Annotated in this window: 12 protein-coding genes; 3 read left to right on the top strand and 9 right to left on the bottom strand. The window is 72.2% G+C overall.

All coding sequences use genetic code 11. The features are described 5' to 3' along the window. Positions 1-48: 48 nt before the first annotated feature. Positions 49-1,089 carry a polysaccharide deacetylase family protein gene (locus IOD16_RS15440; protein WP_236595003.1) on the bottom strand — a complete coding sequence of 347 codons (1,041 nt, stop codon included), beginning with the start codon at positions 1,087-1,089 and terminating at the stop codon, positions 49-51. Between the two features lie 128 nt (positions 1,090-1,217). Here IOD16_RS15440 and IOD16_RS15435 point away from each other — a divergent pair, with 128 nt between their 5' ends. Together IOD16_RS15435 and IOD16_RS15430 are read left to right on the top strand one after the other, a co-directional pair. Beyond that, positions 1,218-2,795 carry a putative glycoside hydrolase gene (locus tag IOD16_RS15435; RefSeq protein WP_201440615.1) on the top strand — a complete coding sequence of 526 codons (1,578 nt, stop codon included), beginning with the start codon at positions 1,218-1,220 and terminating at the stop codon, positions 2,793-2,795. Then, positions 2,792-3,589 carry a DUF3152 domain-containing protein gene (locus IOD16_RS15430; RefSeq protein ID WP_201440614.1) on the top strand — a complete coding sequence of 266 codons (798 nt, stop codon included), beginning with the start codon at positions 2,792-2,794 and terminating at the stop codon, positions 3,587-3,589. The genes IOD16_RS15435 and IOD16_RS15430 overlap by 4 nt, the downstream gene beginning before the upstream one ends. Positions 3,590-3,692: 103 nt before the next feature. On the opposite strand, the gene IOD16_RS15425 is transcribed toward IOD16_RS15430, so the two are convergent. The 4 genes from IOD16_RS15425 to IOD16_RS15410 are packed head-to-tail and all read right to left on the bottom strand — an operon-like array spanning position 3,693 to position 8,116. After that, entirely contained in the window at positions 3,693-5,063 is a 1,371-nt protein-coding gene (locus IOD16_RS15425; protein WP_123741394.1) for a GH1 family beta-glucosidase, read from the bottom strand. Continuing rightward, positions 5,060-5,938 (bottom strand): carbohydrate ABC transporter permease, encoded by an 879-nt coding sequence (locus tag IOD16_RS15420; protein ID WP_123741393.1) that lies wholly within the window; start codon positions 5,936-5,938, stop codon positions 5,060-5,062. Before IOD16_RS15420 ends, IOD16_RS15425 begins: the two co-directional genes overlap by 4 nt. Before the next feature lie 10 nt (positions 5,939-5,948). Continuing rightward, a complete protein-coding gene (locus tag IOD16_RS15415) occupies positions 5,949-6,869 on the bottom strand; it encodes a carbohydrate ABC transporter permease (RefSeq protein WP_123741392.1) in 921 nt (306 codons plus the stop codon). Further along, positions 6,869-8,116: an ABC transporter substrate-binding protein gene (locus IOD16_RS15410; RefSeq protein ID WP_236595002.1), complete on the bottom strand. Its 1,248-nt coding sequence runs from the start codon at positions 8,114-8,116 to the stop codon at positions 6,869-6,871. Before IOD16_RS15410 ends, IOD16_RS15415 begins: the two co-directional genes overlap by 1 nt. 273 nt (positions 8,117-8,389) lie before the next feature. Between IOD16_RS15410 and IOD16_RS15405 the strand changes: the two genes are divergently transcribed. Beyond that, positions 8,390-9,424 carry a LacI family DNA-binding transcriptional regulator gene (locus IOD16_RS15405; protein WP_123741391.1) on the top strand — a complete coding sequence of 345 codons (1,035 nt, stop codon included), beginning with the start codon at positions 8,390-8,392 and terminating at the stop codon, positions 9,422-9,424. A 9-nt stretch (positions 9,425-9,433) separates the two neighbouring features. Here IOD16_RS15405 and IOD16_RS15400 read toward each other — a convergent pair whose 3' ends face one another. The 4 genes from IOD16_RS15400 to IOD16_RS15385 form a co-directional block, all read right to left on the bottom strand. Beyond that, positions 9,434-10,366 (bottom strand): hypothetical protein, encoded by a 933-nt coding sequence (locus IOD16_RS15400; RefSeq protein ID WP_236595001.1) that lies wholly within the window; start codon positions 10,364-10,366, stop codon positions 9,434-9,436. Beyond that, positions 10,363-10,944 (bottom strand): hypothetical protein, encoded by a 582-nt coding sequence (locus tag IOD16_RS15395; RefSeq protein WP_201440612.1) that lies wholly within the window; start codon positions 10,942-10,944, stop codon positions 10,363-10,365. The genes IOD16_RS15400 and IOD16_RS15395 overlap by 4 nt, the downstream gene beginning before the upstream one ends. Before the next feature lie 111 nt (positions 10,945-11,055). Continuing rightward, complete coding sequence (gene icmF / locus IOD16_RS15390; RefSeq protein ID WP_201440611.1) at positions 11,056-14,298, bottom strand: fused isobutyryl-CoA mutase/GTPase IcmF; 3,243 nt, start codon at positions 14,296-14,298, stop codon at positions 11,056-11,058. 82 nt (positions 14,299-14,380) lie between these two features. Then, positions 14,381-15,283 carry a LysR family transcriptional regulator gene (locus IOD16_RS15385; RefSeq protein WP_236595000.1) on the bottom strand — a complete coding sequence of 301 codons (903 nt, stop codon included), beginning with the start codon at positions 15,281-15,283 and terminating at the stop codon, positions 14,381-14,383. Positions 15,284-15,355: the final 72 nt, after the last annotated feature.

Genomic DNA, 15,355 nt, shown 5'->3' with positions numbered 1-15,355 from the left:
CAGGCGGGGCCGGCGGCGGTGCGGGTCGGCGGTCTCGGCAGGTGCGGTTCAGTAGGCGACGGCCCGGTCCGCGAACCCCGCCGCGGGAGCGGTGCCCGCCGAGGCCGGGTAGGAGATGCGGTCGAGGACGCCGTCGGACGTGTAGCGCTGGGCCGGTGCGGCGGCCAGCTGGTCGAGCCACACCGTCGAGCCGTACCGCGCGTCCTCGCCGGTCGGGTCCTGTGAACGGATGCGCGGCGTGCGCGCCGGGTCGAAGTCCGCCGCGTACGGGGACGGCGCCGGGCCCGCGCCCACCATCAGCACGCACGCGTAGTCGTACGACGTGCCCTCGAAGCCGCCGCGCCGGGCGAGCGCGCCGTTGCCGGGGATCGCGCCGAACGGCAGCGCCAGGCTGGACACCGGGTAGTCGGGCAGGGCCCGCTGGATCTCCCGCTGCCCGGCCGCGATCGCCTCCTGCACTCCCCCGTCGTCGGCCAGGGAGAGGTTGGTGTGGTCGCGGGTGTGGTTGCCGATCTCGAAGCCGTGGTCGCGCAGCCAGCGCAGGGCGGCGCCGTCCGGCGACCCGAACGGCCCGGCGTTGACGTACAGGCTCGCCACCGGCCGGAAGCCGGGGTGCCGCGCGGCGACGTCCAGCAGGATCGCGATGGCCGTGCCCGCCGCCGGCTTGCCCTCGGCGTCGAGCGCGAACTGGGTCGCGTCGCCGTCGTCGAAGGTCAGCACGACGGGGTGCGCGCCGGCCGGGAGGTCGACGCGCCCGGTCGCGTACTCGGCGGTGGTCACCGGCACGTAGCCCTCGGCGGCGAGCCGTTCCAGCTCGGCGCGGAACGCCGCCGGGGTCCGGTCGTAGACCGACGCGGGCTGCTCGACGAGCCGGTGGTACATCAGGATCGGCACCTGGCCGAGCTCGTTGGCGCCCACCGCTGCCGGATCGGGCGGTGTGGCGGAGGATGGCGGGGCGGACGAGGGGGGTGCGGGCAGCTGCGCGGCGGCCTCGTCGGGCGGCACCGCCCCGGGTTGGCCGGCGCAGCCGCAGCACAGGGCCGCGACGAGCGCCAGGACGGTCCGGACCCGCGTCGACGTGGTGTTCACGGTCGCATGGTTCCGCGCCGGCGCCGGGTCGACACGGTCGTACACCCCATCGGATGACCACGGGTTTGGTGCCCCGCCGCCCGGTCAAGTCGCTGGTGACCGATGCCCCGCCAGATCGGAGACACTCGATGTCGGATTCGCCCCGGAAGCTCAAGCGCGTGCTGATCCCGGTCGTCGGCTTCGTGGTGCTGCTGCTGGTCGCCGGGGTCGTCACGACGATCGTGCACGGGCGCGGGGTGGGCCTCGCCGTGGCGGAGCTGGGCGACGGCACCGCTGTCACTCCTTCGGGTGTAGAGCGCGTGTCCATCACCACCGCGGAGGTCAGCGGGCTCGACCGTGTCACCGTGCACGTGGACGGACAGCCGGTGGAAGCGCGACGCGCCGACGGCCGCATGACGTTGACCGGGGTCAAGCTCGCCGAGGGCAGGCACACGCTGTCCGTGCGGGCGGCCAACCCGCTGCCCTGGATGCCGGACGTGGAGGTGCAGCGCGAGTTCACGGTCGACGCCACACCGCCCGCGCTGAAGGTGGACGTGGCCGAGGCCGAGTCGCCGCGCGGCCCGGTGACGGTGAAGGGCAGCGCGGACGGCGCGGACGTGGTGCTGGTGGGCGACCAGCGGGTGCCGGTGCGCGACGGGAAGTTCGAGGCCTCGCTGGCGTCGACGGCCACCAGCGTCCGGGTCGAGGCCAGCGACGCCGCCGGCAACGCGCAGCGCCAGGACGTCGCGGTGAAGGTCACCCACCCCGGGATGCGCGGGGTGCACATGAGCGCCGCCGCGTGGGCCACGGCGTCGTTGCGCGACCCGGTGCTGGCGATGGCGCGCGAGGGCCGCATCGACACCGTGCAGCTCGACATCAAGGACGAGAGCGGCGAGATCGGCTACGACTCGCAGGTGCCGCTGGCCAGGCAGATCGGGGCGACCCGCAACTACTACGACGCCCGCGCGGCGGTGCAGGAGCTGCACGGGCTGGGCCTGCGGGTGGTCGGCAGGCTGGTGGCGTTCCGCGACCCGGTGCTCGGCAAGGCGTCGTGGGACTCGGGCGCGCGCGACCGGGTGGCGCAGAACACGGCCGGCGCGCCCTGGTCGGCGCACTACGGCGAGTACGCGTTCACCAACTTCGCCAACCCGGACGTGCGGGCCTACAACATCGCGATCGCCGAGGAGGCCGCGTCGCTGGGCTTCGACGACATCCTCTACGACTACGTGCGGCGGCCGGACGGCCCGATCGGGCAGATGGTGTTCCCCGGCCTGACCACCAGCCCCGAGCAGTCCATCGTGGACTTCCTGAAGGACAACCGGGCCGCGGTCCGGCCGCTGGGCGCGTACCTGGGCGCGTCGGTGTTCGGCATCGCCGCGCACAGCCCGGTGGACGTGGCGCAGGACATCCCGGCCATCTCGGCGCACGTGGACTACGTCGCGCCGATGGTCTACCCGTCGCACTGGGGTCCGGGCGAGTACGGCGTGGACAACCCGAACGCGCAGCCCTACGAGATCGTGCGGGCGTCGGTCGCGGACTTCGTCCGGTTGACCGGTGACAGCGGCGCGACGGTGATCCCGTGGTTGCAGGCGTTCTCGCTGGGTCACGCGTACGGCCCGGCCGAGGTCCAGGCGCAGGTGCGGGCCACCGCGGAGGCGGGCGCGCCGTCGTTCCTGCTGTGGAACGCCGCCTGCGCGTACGGCTCGGCCGGCTTGGAGCCGGCGTGAAACCCGTCGCCGCGGTGCCCTACCTGGCCGGTGTCTGCCTGGCGGCGGCGACGGTGGTGGCGCTGGACGTCGGATTGGAGGCCCGGCCCGCGACGGTGACGTGGCCCCCGTCCGGTGTCGTGCCGGCCACGTCCGCGCCCGCGCCCTCGTCGCAGCGCGGCGCGCCGACGGTCGACTCGCTGCGCTCCGGCGCGGACCTGCCGGCCGGTCCGGCGTTCCCGGAGCAGGGCACGGGCACGTGGCACGTCGTGCCGCCGCCGGGTTCGGCCCGCGCCTCCGGCATCGCGTACTCGGTCGAGGTCGAGGACGGGGTGGTGCTGCCGCACGGCGACGACTCGTTCGCGGCCGTGGTCGACCACGTGCTGCGGCACCCCCGCGGGTGGGCGGGCAGGCACGCGTTCCGGCGGGTGGGCGACGACGTGGAGCCGGAGCTGCGGATCCGGCTGACCTCGCAGCGCACCGCGCGGTCGCTGTGCGGGTTCGAGCTGCCCTACGACACGTCGTGCCGGGTCGGGTCGACGGTGCACCTCAGCTCGGCGCGCTGGTTCCGGGGCGCGCACACCTACGGCGAGGACCTGCGCGGCTACCGGGTCTACGCGGTCAACCACGAGGTCGGGCACTTCCTCGGCCTCGGCCACGAGGTGTGCCCGGCGGACGGCTCGCCGGCGCCGGTGATGATGCAGCAGACGTTGAGCGTGGACAACGACGGGTTGGCGTCGATCACGACGGGCAGCGACCAGGGTGTCGCGATCGTCCCGGACGGCAAGTCGTGCACGCCGAACCCGTGGCCGTGACGGTCGGGCCGAGGCGCGGCCGGCATGGTCGGGAGCAGCGGGGCCGCGAGGGGCACGGCCACCGTCGCGCGGACGCGCCCCCGCGCGACGGCAGCCACGCAGGTCACCCCGCCGCGGCCGTCCTGGCGCGCTGCTCGGCGACCAGGTCGCGGTACCAGTGGAAGCTCGCCCGGGGCGTGCGGACCAGCGTCTCGTAGTCCACGTGCACGAGGCCGAACCGGTGCTTGTAGCCGTGCGCCCACTCGAAGTTGTCCAGGAACGACCAGACGAAGTAGCCGCGCAGGTCGACGCCGGCGGCGACGGCGTCGTTGGCCGCCGCGAGGTGCGTGCGCAGGTACTCGATGCGCTCCTGGTCGACGAAGCCGGGGTGGTCCGGGTACACGCACCCGTTCTCGGTGACGTACACCGGCGGCAGGTCGGGGTAGCGCTCCTTCAGCCCCACCAGCGTCTGGGTCAGCCCTTCGGGCTCGACCGGCCAGTTCATCGCGGTGCGGGGCACGTCCGGCAGGCGGGTCGTGTCGATGCCGATGTCGATCGACGTGCGGGTGGCCGGGTCCGGGTCGCGGTGCGGCGCGTCGGCCACGTGCTGCCGGTAGTAGTAGTTGATGCCCACGTAGTCCAGCGGCGTGGAGATCAGCTCCAGGTCGCCGTCCCGCCGGAACGACAGGTCGGTGACGCCCGCGAACGTGTCCTCGTAGTCGTCCGGGTAGCGGCCCGCGAACAGCGGTTCGGTGAACTGGCGGCGCAGCAGCAGGTCGTGCCTGCGCGCCGCGGCGACGTCCGCGTCCGACGAGGTGACCGGGGTCGACGGCGACTGGTTCAGCACGATCCCGAACTCGTGACCGGGCGTGCCGCGCATGGCGCGCACCGCGAGCCCGTGCGCCACCATCAGGTGGTGCGCGGCGGCGAGGGAGCCGTGGCCCTCCCGCGCGCCCGGCGCGTGCCGGCCTTCGCCGTAGCCGACGATCGAGGACACGTACGGCTCGTTGAACGTCGTCCACTTCGACACCCGGTCACCCAGGGCGTCGTGCACGACCGCGGCGTACTCGGCGAACCGCTCGGCGGTGTCGCGCGAGCGCCAGCCGCCCAGTTCCTCCAGGGCCTGCGGCAGGTCCCAGTGGTAGAGGGTGAGGAACGGTTCGATGCCGCGGTCCAGCAGCCCGTCGACCAGCCTGCGGTAGAAGTCCAGCCCGCGCTGCTCGACCCGGCCCGCGCCGTCCGGCACGATCCGCGGCCACGCCACCGAGAACCGGTAGGCGTCCACGCCGAGCTCGCCGAGCAGCGCCAGGTCCTCGGGCATCCGGTGGTAGTGGTCGCACGCGACCGCGCCGGTGTCGCCACCGGCGACCGCGCCCGGCACCGCGCCGAACGCGTCCCAGATCGACGGTCCTCTCCCGTCGGCGTCCACGGCCCCTTCGATCTGGTAGGCCGAAGTGGCGACGCCCCAGCGGAATCCTTGGGGGAAGTCGGTCATCCTTTGAGAGCTCCTTGCATGATTCCGCCGACGATCTGCCGGCCGAACAGGAGGAACACCGCGAGCACCGGCACGGTGCCGATGGTCGCCGCGGTGAGCACGAGGGTGTAGTCGGTCGTGTAGCCGCTGGCCAGGGTGGACAGGGCGGTCTGCACGGTGGGGTTCTCCGGCGTCAGCACGACCAGCGGCCAGAAGAAGTCGTTCCACGCCTGCATGAACGTGAACAGGCCGAGGACGGCGGCGGCCGGGCGGGCCGCCGGCAGGACCACGTGCCAGTACAGGCGCAGGGAGCTGCACCCGTCCATCCGGCCCGCTTCGAGCAGCTCGTCGGGCACGGCGCGTTCGAAGTACTGGCGCATGAAGAACACGCCGAACGCGGTCACCAGGCCGGGCACGATGACCGCGTGGATCTCCCCCGCCCAGCCGAAGTCGCTCATCATCATGTACAGCGGGATGACGCCGAGCTCGGTGGGCACGGCCTGGGTGGCGACGACGAGCAGCATGAGCGCCGACCGGCCGCGGAACTTCAGCTTGGCGAAGGCGAAGCCCGCCAGGGTGGAGAAGAACACCACCGACACGGTGATGGTCCCCGACACGATCAGCGAGTTCATCATCGCCAGCGCGAAGTCCGACTGGTCGAACACCCGCGAGATGTTGGCGAACAGGTTGCCGCCCGGCACCAGGACCGGCGGCACGCTGTCGACCTTGTCCGGTGTCTGCGACGACACGACGAGCGACCAGTACACCGGGAACGCCGAGCCGGCGATCACCGCGATCAACGCCGCGTAGGTCCACGGTCCGGGCATCCGCAACGCCCGGCGCCGCCGCGACGGCGCGGGCGAGGCCGGAGCCGGCCGTTCGAGCGTGGTGGTCATGTCCAGCCCTTCAGTCGGTCCGGATGCGGCGCGCGGCCAGGTAGCTCAACCCGGTGATGAGGACCGTCGCGATGACCAGCAGCCAGGCGATGGCCGACGCGTAGCCGAAGTCGAACTTCGAGAAGCCCTGCTCGTAGAGGTAGAGCGCGGCGGTCTGGAACTGGCGGTCCGAGCCGCCGGTCGCCGCGCCCGCGCCGGGGTTGAACAGCAGCGGCTCGGCCAGCAGCCGCATGTTGCCCGCGGTGGCGATCACCGTGGAGAAGATGATCTGGGGGCGCAGCATCGGCACGGTGATCCGCCAGAACTGCTGCCAGGCGGACGCGCCGTCCAGCCGGGCCGCCTCGTACACGCTGGTCGGGATGGCCTGCATGGACGCCAGGAAGATCAGCGCGTGGTAGCCGGTCCAGCGCCACACCACCATCGCGGCGATGGCGGTGTGGGAGCTGCCGGTGCCGGCCTGCCAGTCGATCCGGCCGGCGCCGAACAGCTCCAACCCCCAGTTGATCAGCCCGAAGTCTCGGCCGAACAGCTGCGCGAAGATGATCGTGACCGCCGCCACCGAGGTGATGTTCGGCAGCAGCACGCCCATCCGGAAGAACGTCCGGCCGCGCAGCCGCCGGTTGAGCAGCTGCGCGATGCCGAGCGCGAACAGGATCTGCGGGACGGTGGTGAGCAGCCACAGGCTCAGCGTGTTGCCCATCGCGTTCCAGAAGTACGGGTCCGCGGTGAGCAGCTGGACGTAGTTGTCCACGCCGATGAACGTGGCCGCGTCGCCGTCGAGCAGGTTGCGGTCCTGCAGCGACACCCACGCGGTGTAGAGCAGGGGGAACAGGCCGAACACCGCGAACAGCAGGAAGTACGGCGCGATGTAGGCGTACGGCGCGTACCGGATGTCCCACCGGTGGCGGCGTTCGCGCCAGTCCGTCTTCATCAGTCTTCGAGCCTCTTGACGTCGCCGACGAACTGGTTCCAGGACTCGTCCGGGCTCTGCTTGCCCTGCTCGACGCGCTGCATGGCGTTGCCGAGCTCGGTCTGCACGTCACCGGCCTTGGGGCCCTGGTACTGCGGCTTCAGCGCGCGGGCGGCGTCGGTGAAGACCTTGCCGACGGGCGCGTTGTTGAAGAACGGGTCCTGCTTCTTGGCCACCGACTCCTCGCTGTACAGCTTGGGCGCGGAGGGCAGCAGGCCGGCGCTGGCGAAGACCTTGGCCTGCTGCTCGGGGGCGGTGAGCCAGGCGGCGAGGGCCACGGCCTTGTCGACGTTCTTGCCCTGCTTGGGCACGGTCAGGTACGAGCCGCCCCAGTTGCCGCCGCCGCCGGGCACGGCCGCGAGGTCCCACTTGCCCGCGGTGTCGGGCGCCTGGTCCTTGATCTTGGCCATCATCCAGGCCGGGCAGGCGAGGGTGGCGAACTGGCCCTGCTTGAAGCCGGTGTTCCACTGCGGGGTGCTGTGCAGCAGCCCGGCGGACAGGCCGTCGGCGACGCCCTGCGCGACGAGGTTCCAGCCCTTCCTGATCTCGGCGTTGTCGCCCACGACGATCTTGTCGCTCTTGTCGTAGTAGCCGGTCGGGGCCTGGCCGACGATCGCGTTGAGCACGGTGGGGCCGCCGTCGAAGAACTTCGCGCCGGCCGGCGCCTTGGCCGCGAACTGCTTGCCGGTCGCCATGAACTGCTCCCACGTGGGCCACAGCGCGGAGACCTGGTCGCGGTCGGACGGCAGGCCGGCGGCCTCGAACAGGTCGCGGCGGTAGCAGATGGCCAGGCCGCCGATGTCGGTGCCGTAGCCGATCTGCTTGCCGTCCTTGGACAGCGAGCCCTCCCACTTCCAGTCCAGCCAGCGGTCCTTGACGTCGGACTTCAGCTCGACGAACTGGCCGGGGTTGGCCTTGAACTGGTTGATGTAGCCGACGTCGACGGCCTCGATGTCCGCGGCGCCGTTGTTCGTGGCGAGGTGGGCGGCGAGGTTCTTGTGGTGGTCGGAGTAGGAGGCGGTGCGGTCGGTGATGTCGACGTCCGGGTGCGCCTTCTCGTACTCCTCGAACAGCTGCTGGTAGCCGAAGTTGCCGAACAGCCCGATGGTGATCCTGGTCTTGCCGTCGCTCGCGCCGCCGCTGCAGGCGGTGGCGACCAGGGCGGCGGCCAGCAGACCGGCGCCGACCAGGGTCGGAGTTCGTTTCATGACGCGGCTCTCCTTCTCCATCACTGAGCGGGCCTATTTCGGGCACGTCGGACCCGCGCAGGGTCCATCCGGGGGTTTCCGGCGAATTCGACCGGGGGTCCGCGCCCGGCCGGTGTGGTGTACATGACAGCCCCGGGCCGCGACACCGTCAAGTAACGAAGCGATAACCTGGCTGTTTCCGGGCTTCGGCGTTTCCGCAGGTGATACCGTGTCCACCCTGGTCAGAAGGCACTGCCGGAGCGGCTGAAACCGGTTACAAAGAAAGGGCGGGAGATGCCCACGATCCGCGAGATCGCCCAGTTGTGCGGGGTGTCGGTGGCGACCGTTTCCCGCGTTTTCAACCAGCCGCTGACGGTCAGCAAGGAAAAGCGCGAAGTGGTGGAGCGGGTGGCCCGCGAGCTCGACTACCGGCCCAACGAGTCGGCCCGCGCGCTGGCCACCAAGCGGTCCGGGCTGATCGGCCTGGTGTGGGACACCGACCACCGCCGGCCGGGCTGGCGGCACCCGTACCTGCAGGAGCTGCTGATCGGGTTGAAGTCGGCGCTGAGCGCGCACGGCTACCACCTGCTGATGCTCGCCACGAGCGGGTCGGCGGCGCTGCGGGCGGTCGGCGCGTCGCTGGCGGACCCGGTGGCGTACGTGAACATGACCCGGCGGCACCACCTGGGCGGGCTGGTGCTCATCGACAGCGGGTCGGACGCCTCGGCGTTCACCGCGTTCGCCCAGTCCGGGTTGCCGTGCGTGGCGGTGGACGTGGACGTCGACGGGCCGCGCGCGACCTACGTGACGTCGGACAACGTCGGCGGCGCGGCGATGGCGGTGCGGCACCTGGTCGGCGCGGGGCACCGCCGGATCGCCACCGTCACCGGGCCGCGGGCCAACCGCCCGGCGGTGGACCGGCTGGACGGCTTCCGGGCGGCGATGGCCGGGGAAGGGCTGGCGGTGCCGCCGGAGTACGTGGTGGAGGGCGACTTCTACCGACCGAGCGGCCAGGCGGCGATGCGGTCGCTGATCGCGCTGCCCGAGCCGCCGACGGCGGTGTTCTGCGCGAGCGACGAGATGGCCGTCGGCGCGTTGCTGGCGGCCCGGCACGCCGGGTTGAGGGTGCCGGAGGAGCTGGCCGTGGTGGGGTTCGACGACATCGAGCTGGCCGCCCTGGTCGACCCGCCGCTGACCACGCTGGCGCAGGACAAGGCGGGCATCGGGGTGGCCGCGGCACGGGCCGTGCTGACCATGGTGCACGGCGGCGGGACGCCGGCCCCCGCGTTCCTGCCGACCAGGCTGGTGGTGCGCTCCTCCAGCCGGTGAGCCGCCGGGTCAGCAGGACGGCGGCGGGGTGCTGCCCGGCGGGCCGAACTCCAGGCGCAGCGAGTCGGTGCGCGGCACGACGAACGCCGTGCCGGAGGACGTCCGCCACGTCGCGGGCACGAACACGTACTGGCCACCGGACTGCAGGAGCAGCTTCAGGCCGTCGTAGCGGTACTGGTACGCGGTGCCGGACTGCCCGCAGGCGACCTGGCGCACACCGCCTCCGGTCAGGTTCAGGCTCTCCGCGCTGTAGACGACCACAGCGGGCATGTCCGGTATCCGCGCCTCGACCTCGAACCCGCGCCGCGTGCCGACCGAGGCCGAGTAGTCGCCGACGGCCCAGAACAGGCCGATGCTGGCCAGCAGGAACGCCGCCACCGACTCCACGACGCCGAAGCCCGCGCCCTTGCGGCCGCGGCCGCCGGTGACGCTCCACCGCCGCCAGGCGAACGCCAGCAGCACGATGCCGAGCGCGAACCCCAACCCGGGCAGGCCCGGGTAGCCGTGGAACGGCTCCGGGTCGACGGTGATCGGCACCGTCACCGCGAGCAGCACGAGGCCGAGCACGGCGGCGACCGGCGCGCAGACCCGCAGGAGCGCCGCCCACCTCCGCGCGGACAGCCGGGAGCGCAGGTAGCGGGCCAGGAAGGTGCCGGCCAGGACGGCGATCGCGGTGCCCGCCAGCGGCATGAACAGCCCGTCCGCGCCGCGCGCCAGGATCTCGTCGGAGGTCTGGCCGAGCAGCGTGTAGTGCACCCGGAAGTGGTCGAAGAACACCTGCGTGGCCACCAGGCCGAAGAAGTACAGCAGGGCGGTGAGCAGGGTCGTGTTCGCGACCACGGACGCCACGATCCGCAACGCCCGCGCCGGCCCGGTCCGCGACTCGGCCGGGTCGGGCGCCGTCGGCGGGGCGGCGGCCCGGCGGGCGGTCGCGGTGGTCACGGCCCGCTGCCCGTGGTGGTCGCGGGCGTCGACTCCGCCGTGCTGTCGGCGGTGGGGTCCGCGGGAGGCTCGGACGACGCCTCCGAAGGCGTGGTCCCCGGGCACGGCGCCCCGAGGACGATGGTGATGACGCCACCGGGGTACACGGTGAGCGGGGAGGTCGACGTGACGCAGTCCCCGCCCTCCCGCGGCTCGACCTCGAAGGTGATCCCGCACAGGTCCGGCCGGCAGTGCGCCGGCAGCTGCGGCGCCAACTGGACCTCGATCTTCCGCCGCACCTCGTCCGGCGGGAAGGCGTAGAAGATGGTGACGTCGTAGGTGACGGGACTGCCGGGCACGCCGGGCAGCTCCGTCTCCTCCCGCGTGCGCGCGGTGGGCGCGGGCTCGGTGTCCGACCGCGGCGCCCCCGCCCGCGTCCCGGTGGTCGGCCCGGGTTCGACGGGCGCGGCCGGGTCCGCCGACCCCTCCGGCCGGCCCGCGGTGACCTGCCCGGACACCGACCGCCCGGGCTCGTCGGCGCAGCCGACCGCCACCGCGCACGCCAGGATCGCGAACGCCCCTCCGGTCCACCACTTCATCGGACCTCACCGCCCCTGCTACTCCTTATGGGTTCACCCATTAGGAGATTCGGAGCACCGCTCTGGATACAACCGGTCGAGCATCAGGGCGGCGGCCAGGCGTGGTGAGGGTCAGACGTTGCGCCGGTACTGGCCACCCACCTCGAAGAACGCCTCGGTGATCTGACCCAGCGTGCACACGCGGGCGGCGTCCATCAGGACCTCGAACACGTTCTCCCCCGACGCCGCCGCCTCCTTCAACCGCCGCAGCGCGGGCTCCGCCTCGGCCGCGTGCGCGGCGGCGAACGCGCGCGTCCGCTCGACCTGCGACCGCTTCTCGTCCTCCGTCGCCCGCGCCAGCTCGATGGTCGCGTTCTCGCGCTTGCCGTCGCCGGGCAGGAACGTGTTCACCCCGATCAACGGCAGCGAGCCGTCGTGCTTGCGCTGCTCGTACAGCATCGACTCGTCCTGGATCCGGCCCCGCTGGTAGCCGGTCTCCATCGCGCCCAGCACGCCGCCGCGCTCGGAGAGCCGGTCGAACTCGGCCAGCACCGCCTCCTCGACGAGGTCGGTCAGCTCCTCGACTACGAACGAGCCCTGCAACGGGTTCTCGTTCGCCGACAGGCCCCACTCCTTGTTGATGATCAGCTGGATGGCCATCGCCCGGCGCACCGACGACTCCGTGGGCGTGGTGACCGCCTCGTCGTAGGCGTTGGTGTGCAACGAGTTGGTGTTGTCGTAGAGCGCGCACAACGCCTGCAGCGTGGTCCGGATGTCGTTGAAGTCCATCTCCTGCGCGTGCAGCGACCGACCGGACGTCTGGACGTGGTACTTGAACTTCTGCGACCGCTCGTTGGCCCCGTACCGCTCGCGCATCGCGACGGCCCAGATCCGCCGCGCCACCCGGCCGATCACGCTGTACTCGGCGTCCATGCCGTTGGAGAAGAAGAACGACAGGTTCGGCGCGAAGTCGTCGATCGCCATCCCGCGCGCCAGGTACGACTCGACGTAGGTGAACCCGTTGGCCAGCGTGAACGCCAGCTGGCTGATGGGGTTCGCCCCGGCCTCGGCGATGTGGTAGCCCGAGATCGACACCGAGTAGAAGTTGCGGACCTTGCGCCGGATGAACCACTCCTGGATGTCGGCCATCATCCGCAGCGAGAACTCGGTGGAGAAGATGCAGGTGTTCTGCCCCTGGTCCTCCTTGAGGATGTCGGCCTGCACGGTGCCGCGCACGGTCGACAGCGCCCACGCCGCCAGCTCGTCCGCCTCGGCCGGGGACGGCTCGCGGCCGTGCTCGGCGCGGAACTCGACGACCTGCTGGTCGACCACCGTGTTGAGGAAGAACGCGAGGATCGTCGGCGCCGGACCGTTGATCGTCATCGACACCGACGTGGTGGGCGCGGTCAGGTCGAAGCCGTCGTAGAGCGCCTTCATGTCGTCCAGCGTCGCGATGGACACGCCGGAGGTGCCGACCTTGCCGTAGACGTCCGGCGGGGTGTCGGGGTCGCGGCCGTACAGGGTCACCGAGTCGAACGCGGTCGAGAGCCGGGTCGCCTCCGAGCCCTGCGACAGGTACTTGAACCGGCGGTTGGTGCGGAACGCGTCGCCCTCGCCCGCGAACATCCGCGCCGGGTCCTCGCCGTCCCGCTTGAACGGGAACACCCCCGCCGTGTACGGGAAGTGGCCGGGCAGGTTCTCCTTGCGCAGGAACCGCAGCAGCGTGCCGTCGTCCTCGTAGCGCGGCAGCGACACCCGCCGCACCTTGTTGCCCGACAGCGTCTCGCGGGTCAGCTTGGTGTGGATCTCCCGGTCGCGCACCCGCACGACCATCTCGTCGCCGCTGTAGGCCTCCACCACCCCGGGCCACGACGCCAGCAGCTCCGCCGACACCGCGTCGACCCGCCGCGCGGCCGACTCCAGCACCGACGTGATCGCCGCCGTGTCGTGCCCGGCGCCCTCCAGCTCCGCCCGCGCCGCCCGCAGGTGCGCGACCCGCCGCACCGCGTCCACGTGCGTCTCGGTGGCCCGGTGGTAGCCGCGCACCGTCTCGGCGATCTCGGCCAGGTACCGCACCCGCGTCGGCGGCACCACGGTCGCCGCCGCCGTCGACACCTTGCCCGCCACCACCGGCAGCGCGCCCTCGGCCACGTCCAGCCCGCGCTGGGCCAGCTCGCCGCGCAGGTGCTGGTACAGGGCGGTCACGCCGTCGTCGTTGAACGTCGCCGCCGACGTGCCGTAGACCGGCATGTCCTCCCACGACGCGCCGAACGCCTCCCGGTTGCGCACCAGCTGGCGGGCCACGTCGCGGCGCGCGTCGTCCGCGCCGCGCCGCTCGAACTTGTTGATCGCCACCGCGTCCGCGAAGTCCAGCATGTCGATCTTCTCCAGCTGCGACGCGGCGCCGAACTCCGGCGTCATCACGTACAGCGAGAGGTCGACGAACGGCACGATCGCCGCGTCGCCCTGGCCGATGCCCGGCGTCTCCACCACGACCAGGTCGAACCCGGCGGCCTTGCACGCCAGGATGGCGTCGCCCAGGCCGTCGGGCACCTCCGAGCCCGCCCGACGGGTCGCCAGCGAGCGGAAGAACACGCGGTCGCCGTCCAGGCAGTTCATCCGGATCCGGTCGCCGAGCAGCGCGCCGCCGCCGCGGCGCCGGGTCGGGTCGACCGCCAGCACCGCCACGCGCAGCTTGTCCTGCTGGTCCAGCCGGAAGCGGCGGACCAGCTCGTCGGTCAGCGACGACTTGCCCGAACCGCCCGTTCCGGTGATCCCCAGCACCGGCACCGAGCGCTCGCCCGCGACGTGGGCCATCCGGTCGCGCACGGCCGCGGGCAGCACACCGGCCTCGATCAGGGTGATGGCCCTGGCCAGCACGTCCTCGTCGCCGGTGAACAGCCCGTCCCACGACGACGGCGGGCGCTCGGCCAGCGGCTCGTCGCACGCCCGCACCATCGTGTTGATCATGCGGGCCAGGCCGAGCTCCTGCCCGTCGGCCGGGGAGAAGATCCGCGCCACGCCGCGCGAGTGCAGCAGCTCGATCTCCTCCGGCACGATCACGCCGCCACCGCCGCCGAAGACCTTGATGTGCCCCGCGCCGCGTTCGGCCAGCAGCTCGACCAGGTAGCTGAAGTACTCGACGTGCCCGCCCTGGTAGGCGCTGATGGCGATGCCCTGCACGTCTTCCTGCACGGCGGCGGCGACGACCTCGCGCACCGACCGGTTGTGGCCGAGGTGCACGACCTCGGCGCCCTGGGACTGCAGGATCCGCCGCATGATGTTGATCGCGGCGTCGTGCCCGTCGAACAGGCTGGCCGCGGTCACGAAGCGGACGGGGTGCTGAGGGGTGTGCAGCGGACTGTCGGTGGTCACGACGGCTCCTCCGGCATCGGCGACTGCCACCAGATTACTAGGACATCCGTCTATCGGAAGTACTAGGGTGTTGTGCGCCGGGTCACCCCTCGACCTCGGCGCCCAACGTGCGCAGGCACGCCTCGACGAACACGCGGACGGTCTCACGGTGGTCGCCGGTGCGCCACACCACGGCCAGCTGACTCGGGGGGATGCCCGAGACGGGCAGGCAGACCACGTCGTCGCGGCGGTAGACCTCCGCGTTGCCCGCCGAGAGCAGCACCACGCCCAGCCCGGACGCCACCGCCTCGAAGGTCTCCTCGGCGGTGTCGGCCTCGGCCGCGACGCGCGGCGGCGTGCGGCGCTGCTCGGCGGCGAGCCAGAAGTCCCGCCGGGAGCCCGCCGCCGACGGCAGGGCGATGAAGGGCTCGTCCACCAGGTCGTCGAACGGCACCGTGCCCGCGTCCGCGAGCCGGTGCCCGACCGCCAGCGCCACCCACCGCTCCTCGGTGCTCACCACCCGCCAGGACAGCGTGCCGTCGTCGGGCACCGGTAACCAGGCGATGGCCACGTCCACGTCGCCGCCGGCCAGCCCGACCGTCGGGTCGCCCCACGAGACCTGCCGGAACTGCAGCCGCCAGCCCGGCATCACCTCGTCCAGCCGCGCGGTCACCCGGGGGATCAGCCCCCGGCCGATCCTGGTGTGGAAACCCACCGTCAGCGTCATCTGGTGGGTCGCCACGACCTCGGCGACCGCCCGGGCCGCCGCGTCCCACCGCTCGACGATCTGGCGCGCCCTCGGCAGCAGCGCCCGGCCGGCCGGGGTCAGCGTGACCGTGCGCCGGTCGCGCTCCAGCAGCGTCGCCTTCAGCATCGACTCCAGCTGCCGGATCTGTTTGCTCAGGGCGGGCTGGGAGACGAACAGCCGGTTCTTCGCCGCCCTCGTGAAGCTGAGCTCCTCGGCTACCGCGACGAAATAGCGCAACTCCCTGACGTGAACGTCCACAACCGTTGGTTATAACAGCGGGTCATGGACTGGAGACCCGTCGTGGCCCAGGATTACCCGTATGAGGTTCGG

Origin of the sequence: Saccharothrix sp. 6-C (assembly GCF_016695385.1) — a bacterium.
GTDB lineage: Bacteria > Actinomycetota > Actinomycetes > Mycobacteriales > Pseudonocardiaceae > Actinosynnema > Actinosynnema texasense.
This window is presented reverse-complemented; position numbering and strand designations above follow the sequence as displayed.